The organism is Streptomyces thermodiastaticus, from assembly GCF_014656135.1.
Lineage (GTDB): Bacteria > Actinomycetota > Actinomycetes > Streptomycetales > Streptomycetaceae > Streptomyces > Streptomyces thermodiastaticus.
Genome location: NZ_BNBV01000018.1, coordinates 70,938 through 90,674 on the forward strand (window position 1 = coordinate 70,938; position 19,737 = coordinate 90,674).

Annotated in this window: 14 protein-coding genes; 8 read left to right on the forward strand and 6 right to left on the reverse strand. The window is 74.3% G+C overall.

Annotation, left to right across the window (positions count from 1 at the left end; all coding sequences use genetic code 11):
* The first annotated feature begins 5 nt into the window (after nucleotides 1-5).
* From pcaH to pcaDC, 4 genes are read left to right on the forward strand one after another with little or no spacing between them, the layout of a single operon-like run.
* On the forward strand, nucleotides 6-779 hold the full coding sequence (gene pcaH, locus IE286_RS17450; RefSeq protein ID WP_189797683.1) for a protocatechuate 3,4-dioxygenase subunit beta: 774 nt from the start codon (nucleotides 6-8) through the stop codon (nucleotides 777-779).
* Nucleotides 780-785: 6 nt separating this feature from the next.
* Nucleotides 786-1,391: a protocatechuate 3,4-dioxygenase subunit alpha gene (gene pcaG / locus IE286_RS17455; RefSeq protein ID WP_189797684.1), complete on the forward strand. Its 606-nt coding sequence runs from the start codon at nucleotides 786-788 to the stop codon at nucleotides 1,389-1,391.
* Nucleotides 1,388-2,737, forward strand: coding sequence for a 3-carboxy-cis,cis-muconate cycloisomerase (pcaB, locus tag IE286_RS17460; RefSeq protein WP_189797685.1), 1,350 nt, complete (start codon nucleotides 1,388-1,390; stop codon nucleotides 2,735-2,737). Before pcaG ends, pcaB begins: the two co-directional genes overlap by 4 nt.
* A complete protein-coding gene (gene pcaDC / locus IE286_RS17465; RefSeq protein WP_189797686.1) occupies nucleotides 2,734-3,852 on the forward strand; it encodes a bifunctional 3-oxoadipate enol-lactonase/4-carboxymuconolactone decarboxylase PcaDC in 1,119 nt (372 codons plus the stop codon). The genes pcaB and pcaDC overlap by 4 nt, the downstream gene beginning before the upstream one ends.
* A gap of 83 nt (nucleotides 3,853-3,935) precedes the next feature.
* On the opposite strand, the gene IE286_RS17470 is transcribed toward pcaDC, so the two are convergent.
* Nucleotides 3,936-6,605 (reverse strand): ATP-binding protein, encoded by a 2,670-nt coding sequence (locus tag IE286_RS17470; RefSeq protein ID WP_189797687.1) that lies wholly within the window; start codon nucleotides 6,603-6,605, stop codon nucleotides 3,936-3,938.
* Nucleotides 6,606-6,854: 249 nt separating this feature from the next.
* On the opposite strand from IE286_RS17470, the gene IE286_RS27940 reads away from it, so the two are divergent.
* Nucleotides 6,855-8,279 (forward strand): DUF2510 domain-containing protein, encoded by a 1,425-nt coding sequence (locus IE286_RS27940; RefSeq protein WP_189797688.1) that lies wholly within the window; start codon nucleotides 6,855-6,857, stop codon nucleotides 8,277-8,279.
* A 142-nt stretch (nucleotides 8,280-8,421) separates the two neighbouring features.
* On the opposite strand, the gene IE286_RS17480 is transcribed toward IE286_RS27940, so the two are convergent.
* Entirely contained in the window at nucleotides 8,422-9,039 is a 618-nt protein-coding gene (locus IE286_RS17480) for a TetR/AcrR family transcriptional regulator (protein ID WP_189797689.1), read from the reverse strand.
* Nucleotides 9,040-9,261: 222 nt separating this feature from the next.
* On the opposite strand from IE286_RS17480, the gene IE286_RS17485 reads away from it, so the two are divergent.
* Together IE286_RS17485 and IE286_RS17490 are read left to right on the forward strand one after the other, a co-directional pair.
* A complete protein-coding gene (locus tag IE286_RS17485) occupies nucleotides 9,262-10,077 on the forward strand; it encodes a phosphatase PAP2 family protein (protein WP_189797690.1) in 816 nt (271 codons plus the stop codon).
* Nucleotides 10,074-11,156, forward strand: coding sequence for a DMT family protein (locus IE286_RS17490; protein WP_229863022.1), 1,083 nt, complete (start codon nucleotides 10,074-10,076; stop codon nucleotides 11,154-11,156). Before IE286_RS17485 ends, IE286_RS17490 begins: the two co-directional genes overlap by 4 nt.
* Before the next feature lie 103 nt (nucleotides 11,157-11,259).
* Here the strand turns inward: IE286_RS17490 and IE286_RS17495 are convergent, their stop codons facing one another.
* Together IE286_RS17495 and IE286_RS17500 are read right to left on the reverse strand one after the other, a co-directional pair.
* Nucleotides 11,260-12,192 (reverse strand): LURP-one-related family protein, encoded by a 933-nt coding sequence (locus tag IE286_RS17495; RefSeq protein WP_189797691.1) that lies wholly within the window; start codon nucleotides 12,190-12,192, stop codon nucleotides 11,260-11,262.
* A 54-nt stretch (nucleotides 12,193-12,246) separates the two neighbouring features.
* Nucleotides 12,247-14,304 (reverse strand): phosphocholine-specific phospholipase C, encoded by a 2,058-nt coding sequence (locus tag IE286_RS17500; protein WP_189797692.1) that lies wholly within the window; start codon nucleotides 14,302-14,304, stop codon nucleotides 12,247-12,249.
* A gap of 170 nt (nucleotides 14,305-14,474) precedes the next feature.
* Between IE286_RS17500 and IE286_RS17505 the strand changes: the two genes are divergently transcribed.
* A complete protein-coding gene (locus tag IE286_RS17505) occupies nucleotides 14,475-15,761 on the forward strand; it encodes an MFS transporter (RefSeq protein ID WP_189797693.1) in 1,287 nt (428 codons plus the stop codon).
* A 51-nt stretch (nucleotides 15,762-15,812) separates the two neighbouring features.
* On the opposite strand, the gene IE286_RS17510 is transcribed toward IE286_RS17505, so the two are convergent.
* Both IE286_RS17510 and IE286_RS17515 read right to left on the reverse strand, forming a co-directional pair.
* The gene (locus IE286_RS17510) at nucleotides 15,813-18,038 is read right to left on the reverse strand and encodes a discoidin domain-containing protein (RefSeq protein WP_189797694.1); all 2,226 of its coding nucleotides are present in this window, start codon (nucleotides 18,036-18,038) and stop codon (nucleotides 15,813-15,815) included.
* 69 nt (nucleotides 18,039-18,107) lie between these two features.
* Nucleotides 18,108-19,706, reverse strand: coding sequence for a glycoside hydrolase family 13 protein (locus IE286_RS17515; RefSeq protein WP_189797695.1), 1,599 nt, complete (start codon nucleotides 19,704-19,706; stop codon nucleotides 18,108-18,110).
* Nucleotides 19,707-19,737 lie beyond the last annotated feature (31 nt).

Consider the following 19,737-nt stretch of genomic DNA (forward strand, 5'->3'; position numbering starts at 1 on the left):
CCGTCATGACTCTCACCCAGCACGACATCGACCAGGAGATCGCGGCCCACCACGCCGCCTACACCGAGCGGGTCGCCCAGGGCGCGCCGGTGGAGCACCACCCGCGGCGCGACTACGCCCCATACCGCTCCTCCGTCCTGCGCCACCCCAAGCAGCCGCTGGTCGCCATCGACGTCCGCCGGAATCCGGAACTGGTGGAGCTGTCCTCGCCGGCCTTCGGCGAGCGGGACATCACCGAGACCGACAACGACCTCACCCGGCAGCACACCGGGGAGCCGATCGGCGAGCGGATCACCGTCTCCGGCCGGCTGCTCGACCGCGACGGGCGGCCGGTGCGCGGCCAGCTCATCGAGATCTGGCAGGCCAACGCCGCGGGCCGCTACGCCCACCAGCGCGAACAGCACGACGCCCCGCTGGACCCGAACTTCACCGGGGTCGGCCGCACCCTGACCGACGACGAGGGCCGTTACCACTTCACCACCATCCAGCCCGGCCCCTACCCGTGGCGCAACCACCTCAACGCCTGGCGGCCCGCGCACATCCACTTCTCCGTCTTCGGCACGGCCTTCACGCAGCGGCTCGTGACACAGATGTACTTCCCCAACGACCCGCTCTTCCCGTACGACCCGATCCTGCAGTCCGTCACGGACGACGCCGCCCGGCAGCGGCTGGTCGCCACCTACGACCACAGCCTGTCGGTGCCGGAGTTCTCCCTCGGCTACCGCTGGGACATCGTGCTGGACGGACCGTACGCCACCTGGATGGAAGAAGGACGCTGACCCGCCATGACGACCACCGACACGAGCAGCCCGGAGAACGCGCTGCCCACCCCGTCGCACACGGTGGGCCCCTTCTACGGCTACGCGCTGCCGTTCCGCGGCGGTGAGGACGTCGCCCCGCTCGGCCACCCCGACACCGTGACCGTGCACGGCTACGTCACCGACGGCGAGGGCACGCCGCTGCCCGACGCCCTGCTGGAGGTGTGGGGTCCCGCCCCGGACGGCACGCTGCCCGCCGTCGACGGCTCGATGCGGCGCGATGCGGCCACCGGGGACTTCCTGGGCCGCAACGGCGTGGAGTTCACCGGTTTCGGCCGCATGCAGACCGACGCCGACGGCCACTGGTACGTGCGCACCCTGCGCCCCGGCGCCCGCGGGAGCCACGCCCCCTACCTGAGCGTGTGCGTGTTCGCGCGCGGCCTGCTGCAGCACCTGTTCACCCGGGTCTACTTCCCGGGCGACGACGCCGCCCTGGCCGCCGACCCGCTGCTGAGCCGGCTGGAGGACGAGCGACGCGCCACGCTGATCGCCGCCGAGGAGAGCGCGGGCACGTACCGTTTCGACATACGCCTTCAGGGCGAGGGCGAGACGGTCTTCCTGGAGTTCCGGTGACACACCCCGCACCCTCGACCTCAGGGGCCGGCCTGCTGGGCCCCGGCTGGGCCGGCTCGGCCGCCGCGGCCGCCACCAGCGACCGCGCGTTCCTGGCCGCGCTGCTGGACGCCGAGGCCGCCCTGACCCGGGCGCAGGCCGCGCTCGGTCTCGCCCCGCGGGTGGCCGCCGAGGCGGTGACCCGGGCGGCCGTGCCCGACCGGTTCGACGCGGCCGCGCTCGCCGAACGGGCCCGTGCCGGCGGCAACCCGGTGATCCCGCTGGTCGCGGACCTGACGAGGGCGGCCGGCCCGGAGCACGGCCCCTATGTGCACCGCGGCGCCACCAGCCAGGACATCCTGGACACCGCGCTGATGCTGATGGCCGCGCGCACCCTGGACGTGATCCTGGCGGACCTGGCGCGCACGGAGGCGGCCCTGGCCCGGCTGGCCGCCGCCCACCGCGACACGGTGATGCCCGGCCGGACGCTGACCCAGCACGCCGTGCCGACCACGTTCGGTCTGAAGGCAGCCGGATGGCGCTCGCTGGTCCTGGACGCCCGGGACCGCGTCGTGCGCGTCCGTAAGTCGCTGCCCGCGCAGCTCGGCGGGGCCGCCGGCACCCTGGCGGCCTTCTCCGCCTACGGCGCGCGGGGCGCGACCGCGCTGCCCGAGGCGTACGCCCGCGAGCTGGGCCTGGCCGCCCCGCTGCTGCCCTGGCACACCCTGCGCACCCCCGTCGCCGACCTCGCCGGCTGCCTGGCCTTCACCGCCGGCGCGCTGGGCCGCACGGCGGCGGACGTGCTCACCCTGGCCCGCACGGAGATCGCGGAGCTGGCGGAGGGCAGCGGCGGCGGCTCCTCGGCGATGCCGCACAAGGCGAACCCGGTGCGCGCCACGCTGATCGCGGCCGCGGCCCGGCGCGCCCCGCAGCTCGCGGCCACGCTGTACGCGTCGATGCCGGCGGAGGACGAGCGCCCGGCGGGCGCCTGGCACGCCGAGTGGGAGCCGCTGCGCGATCTGCTGCGGGTGACCGGCGGCGCCGCCCGCGACGCCGCCGAACTGGCCGAGGGGCTGCGGGTGGACGCGGACGCGATGCGCGCCCACCTGGACCTCACCCACGGGCTGATCGTCTCCGAGCGGCTCTCGGCCGAGCTGGCGCCGCTGCTCGGCCGGGCCCGTGCCGGACAGCTGCTGACCGACCTGGCCCGCCGCACCTGTCGCGAGGGCCGCAACCTCGGCGACCTGCTCGCCGAGCAGCCGGAGCTCGCGGACCGCGACGACGTGGACCTGGCCGAGCTGACCGACCCCGCCCGCTACACCGGATCCGCCGGGGCCCTCACCGACCGTGCTCTGGAGCGACGTTGACACCGCACCACCTGGAAGAAGGCCCGGCCTCGGCTCCCCCGCTGCTGCTCGGGCCGTCGCTGGGCACCTCGCTCGCCCTGTGGGACGAGGTCGCCCCCGAACTGGCCGTCTCCCACCGGGTCGTGCGCTGGGACCTGCCCGGGCACGGTGCCTCGGCGGCGGACCTCGTCACCGCCGGGGCGACCGTCGCCGACCTGGCCGCGCTCGTCCTCGATCTCGCCGACTCCCTCGGCATCGAGCGGTTCGCGTACGCGGGGGTGTCGCTGGGCGGCGCGGTGGGCCTGCATCTGGCCGTGCACCACCCGGAGCGGGTGACCTCGTTGGCGGTGCTGTGCTCCTCGGCGCACTTCGGCGGCGCCCGGACCTGGCAGGACCGGGCGGCGCGGGTGCGCCGCGAGGGTCTGGAGTGGCTGGTGGAGAGCGCGAACGACCGTTGGTTCGCCGGTGACTTCAGCGTGCCCCGGCTCGTCCGCGACCACCGCGACGCCGACCCGGAGGCGTACGCCGCGTGCTGCGACGCGCTGGCCGCCTTCGACCTGACCGACCGGCTCACCCGGATCACCGCCCCCACCCTGTTGGTCGCGGGCCGCGAGGATCCGGCGACCCCGCCCGCGCATCTGCGGCAGATCGCCGACGCGGTCCCGGGCTCGACCCTCGTGGAGATCCCGGGCGCCTCGCACCTGGCGCCCGCACAGTGCCCGGAGGCGGTGCTGGCGGCCCTGCGCACCCACCTGGGCGGCGCGCCCCGGCGCGGGATGCGGGTGCGGCGGGAGGTGCTGGGCGACGCGCACGTGGACCGTGCCCAGGCCCGGCAGACCCCGTTCACGGCCCGGTTCCAGGACTTCATCTCCCGTTACGCCTGGGGGGAGATCTGGACCGACGACACCCTGACCCGGCGCGAACGCAGCATGATCACGCTGACGGCGCTGGTGGCGCACGGCCACCTGGACGAGCTGGCGATGCATGTGCGGGCGGCCCGCCGCAACGGGCTGACCGCCGAGGAGATCGGCGCGGTGCTGCTGCAGAGCGCCGTGTACTGCGGGGTCCCGGCCGCGAACTCGGCGTTCGCGGTGGCCCAGCGGGTGCTCGCGGAGGAGGAGTCCGGGCAGGGGTGACGACTCAGGCCGCCGGGCGCCCAGGGTCCGGCGGCGCGGCGGACGACGGGTGGCCAAGGGTGTGCCGCGGGTGCCGTCCCGGCTCACCCGCGCACGGTCTGCAGCATGCGGTCCGCCTGTGCCACCAGCCCGTCCGCGCCGCAGGAGCGCGCCAGTTCCCGGCCGCGGCCGAGTTCCTCCGCCGAGCCGGAGACGATGCCGTACTCCACGCGGGCGGCGGCATGTTCGTACCGGCATGGGGAGGCCTCCAGGCAGGCAACGGCCCGGGCGGCCAGGCGGACGGCGCGCTCCCCGGTCTCCAGGGCGGCGGCGCACCGCAGCGCCTCTCCCAGGGCGGTGTCGGTGCCGAAGCGTTCGGCGTGGCGGCGGACCTGGGCGGCCAGTGAGGCGGCCCGGGCCGGGTCCACGCCGGCCAGGGCCCGGGCGAGGTCGGCCGCCCACGGCACCAGGACCGGGTTGTGGTGGCCGCGGACGGCGGCGGCCTGCCCGGCGGCCTCCAGTTCGCCCACGCCCTCCTCGGTGCGGCCGGCGGCGATCAGCAGCCGGCCGCGGATGCAGCACGGGTCGGGTACGACGACGGTGGACGGGTAGGGCGGGGCGAACCCGTAGCGTTCGGCGATCTCCCAGGCCTCGTCCACCTGGCCGCGGGCCAGCAGCGTGTCGACCAGGTTGCAGGTGGCGGTCCAGTACAGCGGCAGGCCGCGGCCGACGCGTTCGGCGATCCGCAGCGACCGGCGCAGGAAGTCCTCGGCCTGCGTCAGCCGGCCCCGTCTGCGGTGTGCGAGCCCGACGTAGGCGTGGGCGAGGGCGAGGTGGCCGCCGCTCCAGCCGGCCCGCTCGTAGGCGTGCAGGCCCTCGTGGTAGAGGGCCTCGGCGCGGTCGAGGCGGTCGCAGTAGGCGTAGGTGCTGGCGAGCATCAGCAGCAGTTCGATGCCCCACTCGGTGTCGGTCCAGCCGAGTCCGGGGGCGAGGCGGCCGTCGACCAGGGCGCGGTCGCACAGTTCGACGACCTCTTCGGCGTTCTCGCCGCGGGTCATGGCGTCGAAGCCGCGCAGGATCAGCAGGGCGCGTTCGGAGTTGTCCCGGCCGGTGCAGGTCGCCGCGAGCGCGGCGAGCCGCTCGCTGCGGTCGCGGGTGACCGCCTCGCCGGCGTGCAGCCCCTCCCACATGTACTGCACGGCGTGCAGCCTCAGGCGGGTGGGGCCGGGTTCGTGCCGGGCGGCCTCGGCCTGGACGGTGCGGACGGCCTCGCGGATCTGGTTGTTGTGCAGCAGCGCCTGGGACAGCCGCCAGACGGCGTCCACGCGGGTGTCGCCGTCGAGTCCGGGCATGCTGAGGGCGGCCTTCAGGTGCTCGACGGTGGTGGCGGGGTCGGTCAGCAGGGTGGCGCAGCCCAGTTCGTACAGCACCTGTGCGTGCACCTCGGGCGGCGGCGGCTCCTCGAGGGCGCGTTCCAGGCAGCGGCGGGCGGCGTCGGGGGCGCCCACGGCGAGGTGTTCGCGGGCGGCCTGGCGCAGTTGCTCGACGAGTTCCTCGTCGGCCTCCGGGTGCACCTTCAGCAGGTGGCGGGAGGCCGCGGCGGCGCCGAGCCCGGAGTCGGTGACGATCTTGGCGGCGATGCCGTGCATGGCGGTGCGCAGCGCGCCGGGGATGGAGTCGTAGACGGCGGTGGCGATCAGCGGGTGGACGAACTCCAGCTCGTCCCCGCCGCGTGCGGTGACCGGGTCGGTCTCGCGCAGGATGCGGGCCTCGCGCAGCTGCTGGAGGCAGCGCAGCGCGTCCTCGCGGGTCATGGTGGCCAGCTGGGCGGCGAGGTCCACACAGATGCCGGTGCCGAGGACGGCGGCGGCCCAGGCGAACCGGGTGGCGTCGACGCCGAGGTCCTCCAGGCGGGCGATGACGCCGCCGCCCCGGGCGGAGCGGTTCAGCACGCGCAGTTCGCCGGCCCGGGCCTCCACGGGCTGCAGTGCGCTGTCGCGGACCTTGGCGAGCAGTTCGACGGTGTCGTAGGGGTTGCCGCCGGTGACCGCCCACACCTCGCGGCAGAACGGCGCGTCGGCGTGCGCCCCGAGCGCGGCGCGGGTGAGGCCGGCGGTGGCCTCGGGCGACAGGGTGGTCAGGGTGCGCACGCCCGCGGCGGCGGCGACCTGGTCGAGCAGGACGGCGCCGGTGCCCTCCGCCTCGCCGGGCCGCCGGGTCACCACCATCAGCGCGGACAGCTCCTTCAGGCGTCCGGAGAACGCGGCGAGCCAGCGCAGCGTCTCCTCGTCGGCCCAGTGGGCGTCGTCGATCAGCAGCACCAGCGGCCACTCGCGTCCGGCGAGCCGGCTCACGGCGGCGACCAGGCCGTCGCACACGCCCTGCGGGTCCGGGTGCCGGCCGGAGGGCTCGGCTATGCCGAGGGCGGGTCCGGCGATGCCGTACCAGTCGCCGAGATAGTCGCGGATCTCCTCCGGGTGCAGACAGACGAGCGCGGGCTGGAGCAGCTGCCGGACGACGTTGAAGGGCACGGAGCGCAGGAACTCGCCGCCGCGGGCCGACCAGACGGTGCAGCCGCGCCGTTCGGCGATGCGCCGGGTCTCGGCCAGCAGCGCGGTCTTGCCCAGCCCCGCCTCGCCCTCGAACATCAGCAGTCCCCCGAAGGAGGACCGGTCGGCGCACAGCGAGTCCACCGCGTGCAGGACGGCGGTGATCTCCTCGTCGCGCTCCCACAGGGAAGCGGAGGCGGCCGCGTCCGGCCGTTCCCGCGTCATCCTGCTACCTCCCCATAGTCGCCCGGACGGCGTACGGGTGGTGAGCGTAGTCTCCCGCCGGCCGGAACGCAGGAAGGTCGCGGTACCGCTTGCCGTGACGGGTGGCGATCGGGTAAGGACGGCGACGGGGCGGCCCGGTGACCTGGGCCGCGCCTGGAGGGAAAGTCAACCGGCCGTGTTTGCGGGGCAGTTGGTGCCGGGCAGGGATCCTCTCATCGGTCTTTCACCGACGCCTCATACGGTGGGGTCATGACGCAGGTGACTCCTCCCGGGTGGTACCCCGACCCCGGGCAGACAAGTGACGGTCCCGCCACCGAGCGCTGGTGGGACGGCAAGGCGTGGACGGACCGGATCCGCCCGGCCGGGGCGGCAGCGGCAGCAGGTCCGCCGGCGCAGCCGCAGGACGGTCCGGCGGACGCCGGGGCCCGGGGCGGCGACGGGGAAGCGGACGCGGCCGCGCGGCCGCAGGACGGGCGGCGCGACGACGCGGGGCAGGCGGCCCGGCAGTCCGGCGGGGCCGGGGATCCGGCCGAGAAAGCCGCCGGGCAGGACGGCGACGGCGCCGCGGCGCAGGACGCGCCCGCGGCCCCGGACCGGCCCGGCGAAGGCGGCGGCGAGGCATCCTCCTCTTCCGCACCGGGGCAGCCTCCGGCGAGTCACCCCGCCCCTCCGGCGCCCCAGAGCCCGCCGGCCGCGCCCGGCCCCTACGGCCCGCCCGGGCCGTACGGTCAGCCTGGGCCGTACGGCGGGCCCGCCGCCTACGGGCAGCCGGGCCCGCACGGTCAGCCCAACCCGTACGCCCAGCCGGCCGCCTACGGGCAGCCCGGACAGCCCGCGTCCCCGGCGTACCCGGGCTACCCGCCGTACGCCGGTCAGCCCGCCCCGGCGCCGCGCGGTCCGCGGCGCGGGCTGCGCACCGGGGTGGCCGTCGCGGCGGCCGCCGCGGTGCTGGCGAGCATAGGTGCGGGGGTGTACGTGCTCAGCCAGGACGACGGCGGCAGCAGCAACCGGGCCGGGTCGCACCGCAGTTCCGGCGGCAGCGGCGGCTTTGGGGACCGGGAGGGCTCCGGCGGACAGGACGGGCCGTTCGGCGGCCCGGACCGGGACGGCGACGGGGGTGCCGGCGGGAGCGCCGAACCGCCGAAGATACGCAGCGGTTCGGTCTCCGACCCGCTCAGCGGCATCAGCCTGCCCATCCCGAAGGGGTGGTACGGCCAGCAGATTCCTCTGTCGGGGGCATCGGTCAGCTCCGACGAGTCCTACGCGTGCCCCGGCGACGCCTCCCTCAACTGCGTCAAGGGCGGCGCCTCCTCCGCTCCCGCGGTGCTGCTGGAGACGCCGGGCGACACCCCCGAGGAGGTCGCCAAGGCGGACATCGAGGCGAACGCCGAGCAGTCCTACGGCAAGGCCTACGGCGGAATCGCCTCGCACCAGGTGCTGGCCTCCGAGCCGGTCACCGTGGCCGGGGAGCAGGGCTACATGGTGCGCTGGAAGGCGAACACCAGGAAGGGCTCGGACGGGTACGTCGAGTCGCTGGCCTTCCGGGCGCCCGGCACCGGACGGATGGTCGTCGTCCGCTTCGGCGTCGACGTGGACCAGGGGACGTCCGTGATCGACGAGATCACCGCGGGGATCAAGAAGGCCTCGGGCGCGGGCTCCGGGGAGAGCGTCTGACCGGCCGGCGGACACATGCCGGCCGGGTGGGGTGCCCCTCCGCTCAGAGGAACCCCACCCGGCCGGGGTGCGCGCCGCCCCCGTCCCCACGGTGCGGCGCGAGCAGGTCACCGTCCAGTCATCCCGTGGACGGCGGCCTGGGTCATGGTGCGAGCCCGAGTGCGGGCAGCACGCAGGCCTCCACGAACCGGACCATGTAGTCCGGGTCGGCGTACTCCCCCTCCAGCAGCGGCCGGATGCGCAGAACGCCGAAGATCTGCGCCGGCACGTGCTCCAGCGCCGGGTTGCCGGCGCTGACCTCGCCGCGCTCGACTCCGCGGCGCAGCATCTCCCGCAGCGCGTCGAGCTCCGGCTCCACCAGCGCCTCGCGCAGCGCCTTCTTCAGGTCCGGGTCCTGCAGGATGGCGTTGCCCAGAGCCTGCAGCAGCCGGGTGTCCTTGCCCGACCACTCGCCCGCGGCCCGCGCGACCTGCCGCAGGTCCCCGGCGAGCGAGCCGGTGTCGATCCCGGCGAACCGGGTGCGGCGGCTGGCCCGCAGCGCGGCCACCACGAACTGCGGCTTGCTGCGCCACTGCCGGTACAGCGTCGACTTGCTGCACCGGGTGCTGGCGGCGACCCCTTCCATGGTCACGGCCTCGTACCCGCTCTCGCGGATCTGGTCGAGCACGGCGTCGAAGAACTCCCGCTCGCGCTCGGGGGTGATCTTGGAGCGACGCGAGCCGACAGCCGTCTCCGGTCCGTCCGCGGCCTGCGACGTCATCGCTCTGCTCCTCGCTCGAGGGTGTCCGTGCCCCGCCGGCGCCGTCCGGGGCGACGCGTACCGGGAGATCCGTGGATCGATACGCCAGTGTACCGGTACTCGACCGTATCGGTACACTTCCGTATCGGTACGCTGCCGTATCGATGCCGTGGGGACGGACACACCGCCCTGCCCCGCACCGCGGCACCACGCACACGCACACCGCCAGCGAGGGGACCGGGCATGACGTCGACAACCGAGGGGGCCGAGGCCGAGCCCAGCAGGCCGGCGCGGCCTCGGCTCGTGCGCGAGCTGCTGCTCGTCGCGGGGCTGTTCCTCGTCTACAAGGCCGCGCGCCAGCTGGCCGCGGACCACACGACCGAGGCCTTCCGCAACGCCCACCGGGTGTGGCACGCCGAGAGAGCCGTCCATCTGCCGGGCGAGGCCGCGGTGCAGTCCCTGCTGCTGCACGGCGACACCCTGATACATCTGGCCAACACCTACTACGCGACGGTGCACTTCCCGGCCACCGCGGGCCTGCTGATCTGGCTGTACGTCAAACGCCCCGAGCACTACGTGTGGACCCGCCGCGTCCTGGCCGCGCTGACCGGCGCGGCGCTGGTGCTGCACCTGGCCTTCCCGCTCGCCCCGCCGCGCATGCTCGGCGAGGCGCATCTGATCGACACCGGGCGTGTCTACGGACCGTCGGTGTACGGGCCGCCGACCACCGACCATCTGTCCAACCAGTACGCCGCCATGCCGTCGCTGCACTTCGGCTGGGCGGTGATGGTGGCGGTCGCCCTGGTCGTCGCCACCCGCTCGCGGTGGCGGTGGCTGTGGCTGCTGCACCCCCTGATCACCCTGCTGGTGATCGTCGGCACCGCCAACCACTACTGGCTCGACGCCCTCGCGGCCGGCGGGCTGCTCGCCCTCGCCCTGGTCGTGGTCCCGCGGCCGCACCGAAGGCCGGCGATCCCGGCTCCGCGCCGCGAGGCCGCCGTGGGCGGCGGGACGGCCCTGGACGGCGGGACGGCCGGCCTGCTGGGAGCCACGCGATGAGCGCCGTGCCGATCGCCGTCGTGCTGTCCCTGGTCTCGGCCGTGGCCTACGCGGCCGCCGCCGTCTGCCAGGAACGGCTCGCCGCGCGGGCCGGAGGGACCGGCACGCTGCGGCTGCTGCGCTCGGGCGCCTGGTGGTGGTCGGTGGTGCTGAACGGATCGGGGGCCCTGCTGCACGTGGTGGCCCTCAAGTACGGTCCGCTCACCGTGGTGCAGCCGCTGGGAGCGCTCACCCTGGTGGCGGCCGTGCCCCTGGGCGCGCTCACGGCGGGACGGCGGGTGGCCGCGGTCGAGTGGCGGGGCACGGTGTGCACGCTCGCCGGGCTGGCCGCCCTGCTGGTCGCGGCGGCCGGACCGGCGCCCCGGCAGGTGCTGAGTCCCGGTCAGGCGCTGGCCGTCGCGGGTGCCACGGCCGCCCTCATCGGGGTGCTGTCCCGGCCCGGGGCACGCCCGGGTCTGCGGCACGCGACCGCGTCGGGGGTCGCCTCGGGGGTGGCCTCCGCCCTCACCCAGACCGTGACCGTGGCCGCAACGGACCACACCGGGCCGCTGCTGAGCGCCCGGGTGATCGTCGTCACGCTGCTGGTGGCGGTGTTCGCGGCGGGCGGGCTGCTGCTGTCGCAGACCGCCTACCGAGGAGGGCTGGGCGCCCCGCTGGCGGTGGTGACGCTCGCCAACCCGGTGGCGGCCGCGGTGATAGGGATCACCCTGCTCGGCCAGGGCCTGCAGGGCGGAGCGCTCGGCGTGGTGCTCGCCCTGGCGGGCGCCGCGCTCGCCTCCTGGGGGGTGGTGGACCTGTCACGGGCACCCCGGCCCGGCGCGCCCTCGGGTCCCACCCGGCCCGAGCCGAGCCGTCCGGCCGCAGCCGACGCCCTCGAGGCCGACGGCCAGGACGGCGGCCCGGACACCGAGACGCGGGGCCGCGGCACCGGGCATCCCGTGACCACGCTGCGTCCCCGGCAGGAGCAGGCGGCACCGCCGGCGCCCCGGAAGCCGGGCCTGCGCCCGCCCGGGGACCCGGCCGCAGCGGCCGCCGGCCCGTCCGGCCCGTCCGGATCCTGTCCGGCCCGGACCGCCTGAGCACCGCCCGGTCCGCCGTCCGGACCTCGTTCTCGCGCGACCGCCGTCCGAACCGCGGTCTCGCGCGCCCGCGGACCGGGCCGCGGTCTCCCGCCGGCTCTGCTCAGCCCAGGCCGCGCGAGTCCTGCTTCAGAGCCGTGTCGACGGTCAGCGCCGTCGCCACCACCAGGCTCAGCAGCGGTTCGGGCAGCTGGTAGTGGATCTGCAGGACGTAGTTGTCGGCGGTGGTGAACAGCGTCTTGGCCAGGCCCTCCCAGGTCTTGGTGATCCGGGCGACCTCGTGGTCGGCGTGGTCGACGATGGCGAAGTTCCAGGCGCGCCAGTTCTCCGCCTTGATCGCGCCGACCTGCGTGCCGCCCGCGACCATCGCGAAGTTGATCTTGCCGAAGACGTTCTGCTGGACGATCTCACCGACCTGGGAGCCGTCCGGGCGGGAGACGATCACCCGCGACTTCAGCAGCTTCGCCGGCCGGGTGAGCACCAGCTGCGGCTGCCCGTAGGCGTCGCGGATCTCCAGCCGGTGCGTCATGAACTGGTCCAGGCTGGAGACGAACCGCAGCGCCTTCTTCATCGCGCTCTGCCCGACCTCGGTGACCGAGCCGATCTGCCGGCCGTTCTGGTCGAAGACGCTGTACTCGTTGGTCAGCTCGATCAGCTTGGCCTTCTGGTTGACCACGAGCACCGGCTCGGTGAACAGGGTGCCGCCGCCGGGGCCGCCGGCGGTGACCCCGGCCTGCTGCCGCACCTGGTGCTGCACCCGCGGATCCACCGCGGCGGGCTGGGCAGGGGCCTGCGGCGGCACCTGCGCCGCCGGCGGCTGCTGAACCTGCGGCGGCACCTGCGGGGCCGGCTGATGTGGCACCTGCGGCGGTGCCTGTGCGGCCGGCGGCTGCTGCGGAGCCTGCTGCGCCAGGTGGGCCCGGGGGTCGGCATGGGTGTGCCCGGTCCACTGGGTGCCGTCCCAGTACCGCAGCGTCCCGGCCGCTCCGTGCGGGTCGGGGTACCAGCCTGCAGGTGTGTTCGAATGCGTGGTCACCGGGGCACACTACCGCGAGCCGGCCGGGAAGCAACCGCTTCCCGGCGGTGGCCCTCACTCCGCGCCGATGGCCGGATCGCTCACGCCCGGCTGCCCGTTCTCCACATGTCCGGCGAACCGCCGCAGGAAGCCGGTGTCCGACGGCGCGACCACGGTCAGGTCGTACCAGCGCCGGCTCGCGGCGAGGTCGAAACGGCGCCGCACGGTGGTGCCCGGCCGCACCCGCACCACGTACTTCCGTCCCTTGTGGTAGGCGTCGGCCACCGTCAACGACACCGCCTTCGTGCCCTGGTTGGTGAAGGTCAGCTCGACGTCCGCACCGGTGTGCCGCGCGGTGACCTCCGGTCCCGCATCCCCCGCCCGGCCCTTGAACGCGCGCAGGAAGCCGTCCGGGCCGTGCACGGTCAGCTCGTGCGCGCCGCCACGGTCGGCCGCGTCCCAGGTGCCGGAGACGGTGGTGCCGGCCGCGGTGGTGTAGGTCCACGGCCCGTCGTCACGGTTGGCGGAGGTGACCAGAAAGGCCGCACCGGCGTGCGGCCCCGAGGAGAAGGTGAGCGTGAGCGTCCCGGCGGCCGGGTCCGCCGAGGCGTCCACGAAGGGCGCGTACTTCAGCGGTCGGGTGGGACGCTGCCCCCGCTCCTGCCGGGGCAGCGCGCCGCGGGCGGGCGGGGCCGGCACGTAGTCGGGGTGACGGTCGCGGTCCGGCGGCCGGTATCCGGCGGTGTCGGGCAGCGGCACCGGCCGGGTGTCCGGCCGGGAGAAGTCGAAGGCGGAGGTCAGATCGCCGCAGACGGCACGCCGCCACGGCGAGATGTTCGGCTCGTGCACCCCGAAGCGGCGCTCGATGAACCGGATGACCGAGGTGTGGTCGAAGGTCTCGGAGCAGACGTAGCCGCCCTTGCTCCACGGGGAGACGACCAGCATCGGCACCCGCGGCCCGAGCCCGTACGGTCCGGGGACGTTCCCCCCGTCGCCCGGGAACACGTCCGATCCGGCGTCGGCGGTGGAGGCGCCCTGCGCGGCCGAGGCGGGCGGGAACGGCGGCACGACGTGGTCGAAGAAGCCGTCGTTCTCGTCGTAGGTGAGGAACAGCACCGTCTTCGCCCACACCTCGGGCACGCCGGTCAGCGCGTCGAGGACCTGGGAGACGTACCAGGCGCCGTAGTTGGCCGGCCAGTTGGGGTGCTCGGTGAAGGCCTCGGGGGCGACGATCCAGGAGACCTGCGGCAGCGTCCCGTTCTTGACGTCGGCGCGGAGCCGGTCGAAGAGGCCCTCGCCGGTGCGGGCGTCGGTACCGGTGCGGGCCTTGTCGTACAGCGGGTCGCCGGGGCGGGCGGTGCGGTACTGGTCGAAGTAGAGCAGGGAGTTGTCACCGTAGTTGCCGCGGTAGGCGTCCTGGATCCAGCCCCAGCCGCCCGCCGCGTCGAGGCCGTCGCCGACGTCCTGGTAGATCTTCCACGACACCCCGGCACGCTCCAGGCGCTCGGGATACGTCGTCCAGCTGTACCCCTTCTCGTCGTTGCCGAGGACCGGGCCGCCGCCCGTGCCGTCGTTGCCGACGTACCCGGACCACAGGTAGTAGCGGTTGGGGTCGGTGGAGCCCGGGAACGAGCAGTGGTAGGCGTCGCAGATGGTGAAGGCGTCGGCCAGGGCGTAGTGGAACGGTATGTCGTCGCGGGTCAGGTAGGCCATGGACGTGGCGCCCTTGGCGGGCACCCACCGGTCGTGCCGGCCGCCGTTCAGGGCGGCCTGGGTGTCGTTCCAGCCGTGCGGCAGGTCCTGGACGAACGCCAGGCCGAGGTCGTCGGCGTCGGGGTGGAACGGCAGGATCTCCGTGCCCGTGTCGTCCTTCTGGTGCCAGACCGGCTTGCCGCCCGGCAGGGTGACCGGGCGCGGGTCGCCGAAGCCGCGGACCCCGCGCAGGGTGCCGAAGTAGTGGTCGAAGGACCGGTTCTCCTGCATGAGGACGACGATGTGCTCCACGTCCTCGATCGACCCGGTGCGATGGTGGGCGGGCAGCGCGGCGGCCCGCTGGATGCTGGCGGACAGTGCGGTGAACGCCGTGGTGGCGCCGGCGATCTGCAGGAAGCGGCGCCGGTTGACGTCGGGCATGGGCGGCGGACCTTCCGTGCGGCAGCGGCTTCCGGCCGCTGGACGACTCGTTGCTGGGCGAGGCGAGTGTTCCAAGCGGAGGCAACGGAACAGAAGGGTTCGATGGCACGCATGTGAACACCTGGCCACGTGAGGTGTGCGGATCCGGCCACGTGGGGAAGCTCGCGTGCATGGCACAGACACGGACGACGACACGCCCGGGGACCAGACACCCCGTGCGGCAGCTGCTGGCGGCATCGGTGGGCAATGCCGTCGAATGGTACGACTGGTACGCGTACACCTTCCTGGCCGCCTACATCGCCGACGCCGTCTTCCCCAAAGGCACCGGCGACTCCCTGGTGCCGCTGCTGTCGACGTTCGCCGTGTTCGCCGTCGGCTTCTTCATGCGGCCCCTGGGCGGGCTGCTCATGGGCGCGGTCGCCGACCGGCGCGGCCGCCGGGCCGCGCTGACGGTCACCATCCTGCTGATGAGCGCCAGCAGCCTGCTGGTCGGCCTGACCCCGGCCTACGCCTCGGCGGGGGCGGCCGCGCCCGTGGTGCTGGTGCTGGCCCGGCTGCTGCAAGGTCTGTCGGTGGGCGGCGAGTTCGCGGCCTCCACCACGTTTCTCGTGGAGTCGGCGGGGCCGGGCCGGCGCGGGCTGTTCTCCAGCTTCCAGTACGTCTCCACGACCGCGGGACAGCTGGTCGCGTCGGGGATCGCGACGCTGCTCGTCGACACCCTCGACGAGCACGCCATGGACGGCTGGGGCTGGCGGGTGCCGTTCTGGTTCGGCGGGCTGCTCAGCCTGGTCGGCTTCTGGATCCGGCGCGGCGCCGAGGAGACCCGCAGCGACGAGCAGCGGCAGGCGCCGCGCCCCGGCCTGTTCGAGGCGCTGCGCCGGCACCCGCGTGCCTCGGCGCTGATCGTGGGCATCACCGCGGGCGGCACCCTCGCCTACTACACCTGGACCTCGTACCTGCCGACGTACGCGGAGCTGAACGCGGACGTCAGCAGGTCGGACGCGCTGCTGGCGGGCACGGTGTCGCTGGCGTTCTTCGGGCTGCTGCAGCCGGTCGGCGGGCTGCTGTCGGACCGTCTCGGACGCCGTCCGCTGCTGCTCTTCTTCGGCCTGGGCTTCGCGCTGCTGTGCGTGCCGCTGCTGCACGCGCTCGACGGCTCCTTCGGGGTGCTGCTGGTGGTGCAGCTGGCGGGCATGGTCCTGCTGACCGGGTTCACCTCGATCAGCGCGGCCGTCAACGCCGAGGTGTTCCCGCCCCGGGTGCGCGCGGCCGGCATCGGCTTCCCCTACTCCCTGGCCGTCGCCCTGTTCGGCGGGACGGCGCCGTACGTCGGCACGCTGTTCAAGCAGTGGGGGCACTCCGGGATCTTCCCGTGGTACGTCGCCGTGCTGTGCCTGCTGTCGTCGCTGGTGTATCTGCGGCTGCCGGAGACCGCCCACCGGGAGCTGGCCCGCTGACGGCGGGCGGGCGCGGCCCCCGGCGGGACGGTCGTGCGGCCAGGTCGCGGGTCAGGCCGTCGCGTACACCTCCACCTCGCTGAGCTGGCCGGCCGGCCAGCCGGTGTTGGCGGTCACGGTCAGCCGCAGCCAGCGCAGGCTGGTGTCACCCGGCAGGTTCACGGTCACGGTGTTGCCACTGGCCGGGTCGAAGCGGTAGTCCTGGGGGCCGGCCACGGTGGAGAAGGAGGAGCCGTCGGTGCTGCCGAGGACCGCGATGGTCTGGGTGCGGGCACCCCAGTCGGGCGACGGCGGCAGCTTCAGCACCAGCCGGCGCACCGCCCGCGGCGCGCCGAGGTCGACCGTCAGCGACTGCGGGAAGGCGTTGTTGGCGGACTCCCAGTAGGTGGTCGCGTCGCCGTCGACCGCCTTGCCCGGGGTGTAGACGTCCTGGGAGCCGGTGGCGGTGGCCGGCCGGCCCTGGGCGAGGTTGCGGTTCGGGTCGGGTTCCGGGTTGCCCTGGCCGGGCTGCGGCCAGGTGGAGCAGTCCGACCAGGTGGTGTCCCATCCGGAGTTGCCGCCGCCGTCGGTGACGGTGAAGGTGCCCGAACCGGACGGGAAGGGGCAGTTGTAGATCCCGGCGGCGCCGGTGCCGGTGGCGGTGACGTTGCGGAAGGTGGCCTCGCCGGGTGCCTCGGCCTGGACGACGACGGTGCCGGTGTTCTTCACGGCGGCACCGTCGACGGTGACGTTCTTCACGGCGTGGCCCTGACCGCCGCCGGAGACGAACTCGAAGGCGCTGTACGGGCTGTCGGTGATCGTGGTGTCGGTGATGTCGACGCGGGCCTCGATGGCGCTGTCGTAGGAGTCGACACGCAGCGCGCCCATCGGGTGGTTCCAGTTGGGGTTGATCGCTCCGGTGCGCACCAGGGTGTTGCCGTCGACGGTGATGGTGCCGGCCAGCGGGTGGAAGGGCTCGGCGAACTTCTGGTTGGAGATCGCGATGCCGCTGCCCAGCGCGTTGGTGTCGGAGATCAGGTTGCCCTTGACGGTGATGTCCGTGCCGCCGTAGATCGCGATGCCGTTGGCGAGGTTGGGCTGGGTGATCGTGTTGTTCTCGAAGCGGCAGTCGGTGTCCGGGGCGTACAGGGACCACATGGCGAGCGCGTCGTCGCCCTGGTTGCGCAGGAAGTTGTCGCGGACCGTGACGTTCTTGGCGGTGCCGTTGAGGTTGAGGCCGTCGGCGGTGGTGTCGAGGATGCGGTTGTTCTCCACGACGAGGTCGTCGTTGGTGCCGGTGAGCCACAGACCGACCTTGACGTGCTGGATCCACATGCCGGACACCGAGGAGCCCGGGCCGAGCGAGCCGTTGACGAAGTTGTCCGGGCTGGAGTCGACGCGTTCGGTCACCTCGCCGATGACCGCGAAGTCCTTGAGGTGGACGTGGCCGGCGGAGTCGGTCTGGTCGATGAAGTGGGAGCTGTGCACGACCGAGTACCAGCTGCCCGCGCCCTGCAGGGTGACGTTCTGCACGCCGCTGAGGGGGCCGGTGATCCGGTAGTCGCCCGGCGGGATCCACACCACGCCGCCCTGGGCGGCGGCGATGGCGTCGCGGAAGGCCTGGGTGGAGTCGCCCTGGCCGGTGGGGTCGGCTCCCTTGTCGGTGACGGAGACCGAGCCGGCGGGCTGCCCGGCCGCCGCGGACACCTGCTCGAAGTCGGCGACGTCCACGGTGACCTGCACGTTGGTCGCCTGCAGGGTGACGGTGTCACCGGCCTGGACGTCACGGCCCAGCAGCAGACGGGTGTTGTCGTAGAAGTGGTGGGTCTTGGCGCCGGGGATCCAGCCGGTGTCGACGTAGGAGTACTTGGAGGTGACGGTCAGGCTGCGGTCGAGCTTCGTGCCGTTGACGTAGACGTCGAGGGTGCCCGACTGGCCGTCGGGGACGCTGTAGGCGACGGTGAGGGCGTTGGCCGCGCGGGGCACGGTGAACTCCACGCGCTGTCCGGCGTCCAGGCGGACCGCCTGGCGTCCGGAGGCCTCCGAGGCGAGGGTGCCCTGGGTGTAGTCGGGGCCGATCTTGGTGCCGGTGGTGGTGGCGGACTCGGCCTCGACCGAGGTGAACGGCAGGTCCGCGCCCGCGGTCGCGGCCTGGGCGGCCGGCGCGGCCTGGGCGGCCGGCGCGGCCTGGGCGGCGGCCGCGCCCAGCGCGACGAGCATGCCCGCCGCGAGCGCGACGGCCGCGCCGATGGCGGACAGCCGGCGGCGTGCGGCGGGGGTTCTGGTGGTGCCGTGCATGTGCTGATCCCTTCGTGTGGGGGTTGCGGGGATAGCGGTGTGGAGGGGGTGCGGTCGGGCGGCGCCGTGTCAGGGGCGCAGCCAGACCGCCGTGTCCTGCGGGAGGCGGCCGTCGTCGTGCAGGGGGCCGCTGGCCAGCAGGAGGCCGGAGTGGGCGGGCATCTCGGCGGGCTCGGCCGCGAGGTTCACCACGCAGGTGACCTCGGTGCCGCGGGTGAACGCCAGGACGCCCTCGGGTGCCGGCAGCCAGGCGAGCGGGGCCTCGCCGAAGCCGCGGCGCAGGCGGATGGCCCGGCGGTAGAGGGTGAGCATGGAGCCGGGGTCGTCCGTCTGCCGGTCGACGGCGTACGCCGCCCAGCCCTCCGGCTGCGGCAGCCACGGCTCCTCGCGGGAGCCGAAACCGGCGTACGGGGCGTCGGCGGTCCACGGCAGCGGCACCCGGCAGCCGTCCCGGCCCGGGTCGGTGCCGCCGGAGCGGAAGTGCATCGGGTCCTCGATGCGGTCGCGGGGGATGTCGGCCTCGGGCAGCCCGAGTTCCTCCCCCTGGTAGACGTAGACCGCGCCGGGCAGGGCCAGCGACAGCAGGGCCGCGGCGCGGGCCCGCCGGGTGCCCAGGGCCAGGTCGGTGGGGGTGTCGAAGGCCTTGGCGGCGAAGTCGAAGCCGGTGTCGGCGCGGCCGTAGCGGGTGACGGTGCGGGTGATGTCGTGGTTGCACAGCACCCAGGTGGCGGGGGCGCCGACAGGGGCGTGTTCGGCGAGCGTGCTGTCGATGACACCCCGCAGCCGCACCGCGTCCCAGGGGCAGGTCATGAAGGCGAAGTTGAACGCGGTGTGCAGTTCGTCGGGGCGCAGGTACCGGGCGAAGCGCTCGCTGTCGGGCAGCCACACCTCGCCGACGAAGACCGCGCCGTACTCGTCGGCGACGCGGCGCCAGGAGCGGTAGACGTCGTGGAGTTCGTCGCGGTCCAGGTACGGGTGCGGGCTCTGGCCCTCGGTGACGTCGGGCAGGCGGGGGTCCTTGGCCAGCAGGGCGGCGGAGTCGATGCGGACGCCGGCGACGCCGCGCTCGAACCAGAACCGCAGGATGTCCTCGTGTTCCTGCCGCACGGCCGGGTGCTCCCAGTTCAGGTCGGGCTGCTCGGGTGCGAACAGGTGCAGGTACCAGCTGCCGTCCTCCAGGCGGGTCCAGGCCGGGCCGCCGAACTCCGACGTCCAGTTGTTCGGGGGGAGTTCGCCGTGTGCGCCGCGTCCGGGCCGGAAGTGGAACAGGTCCCGCTCGGGGCCTCCAGCACGGGCGGCGCGGAACCAGGGGTGCTGGTCGGAGACGTGGTTGGGGACGATGTCGACGATGGTGCGGATGCCCAGCTCGCGTGCCTCGGCGATGAGTTTCTCCGCCTCGGCGAGGGTGCCGAAGGCGGGGTGGACGGCGCGGTAGTCGGCGACGTCGTAGCCGCCGTCCTTCATCGGGGAGACGTACCACGGGTTGAACCACAGGGCGTCCACGCCGAGTTCGGCGAGGTACGGCAGCCGGGAGCGAACACCCGCCAGGTCGCCGGTGCCGTCCCCGTCGCCGTCGGCGAAGCTGCGGACGTACACCTGGTAGATGACGGCGGAGCGCCACCAGGCGTCGTCGATCCGGCCGCTCGGTGCTTGGGTGGGCTGTCCCACGGTGCGGTTGCCTTTCTGTCTCGAATCCGGA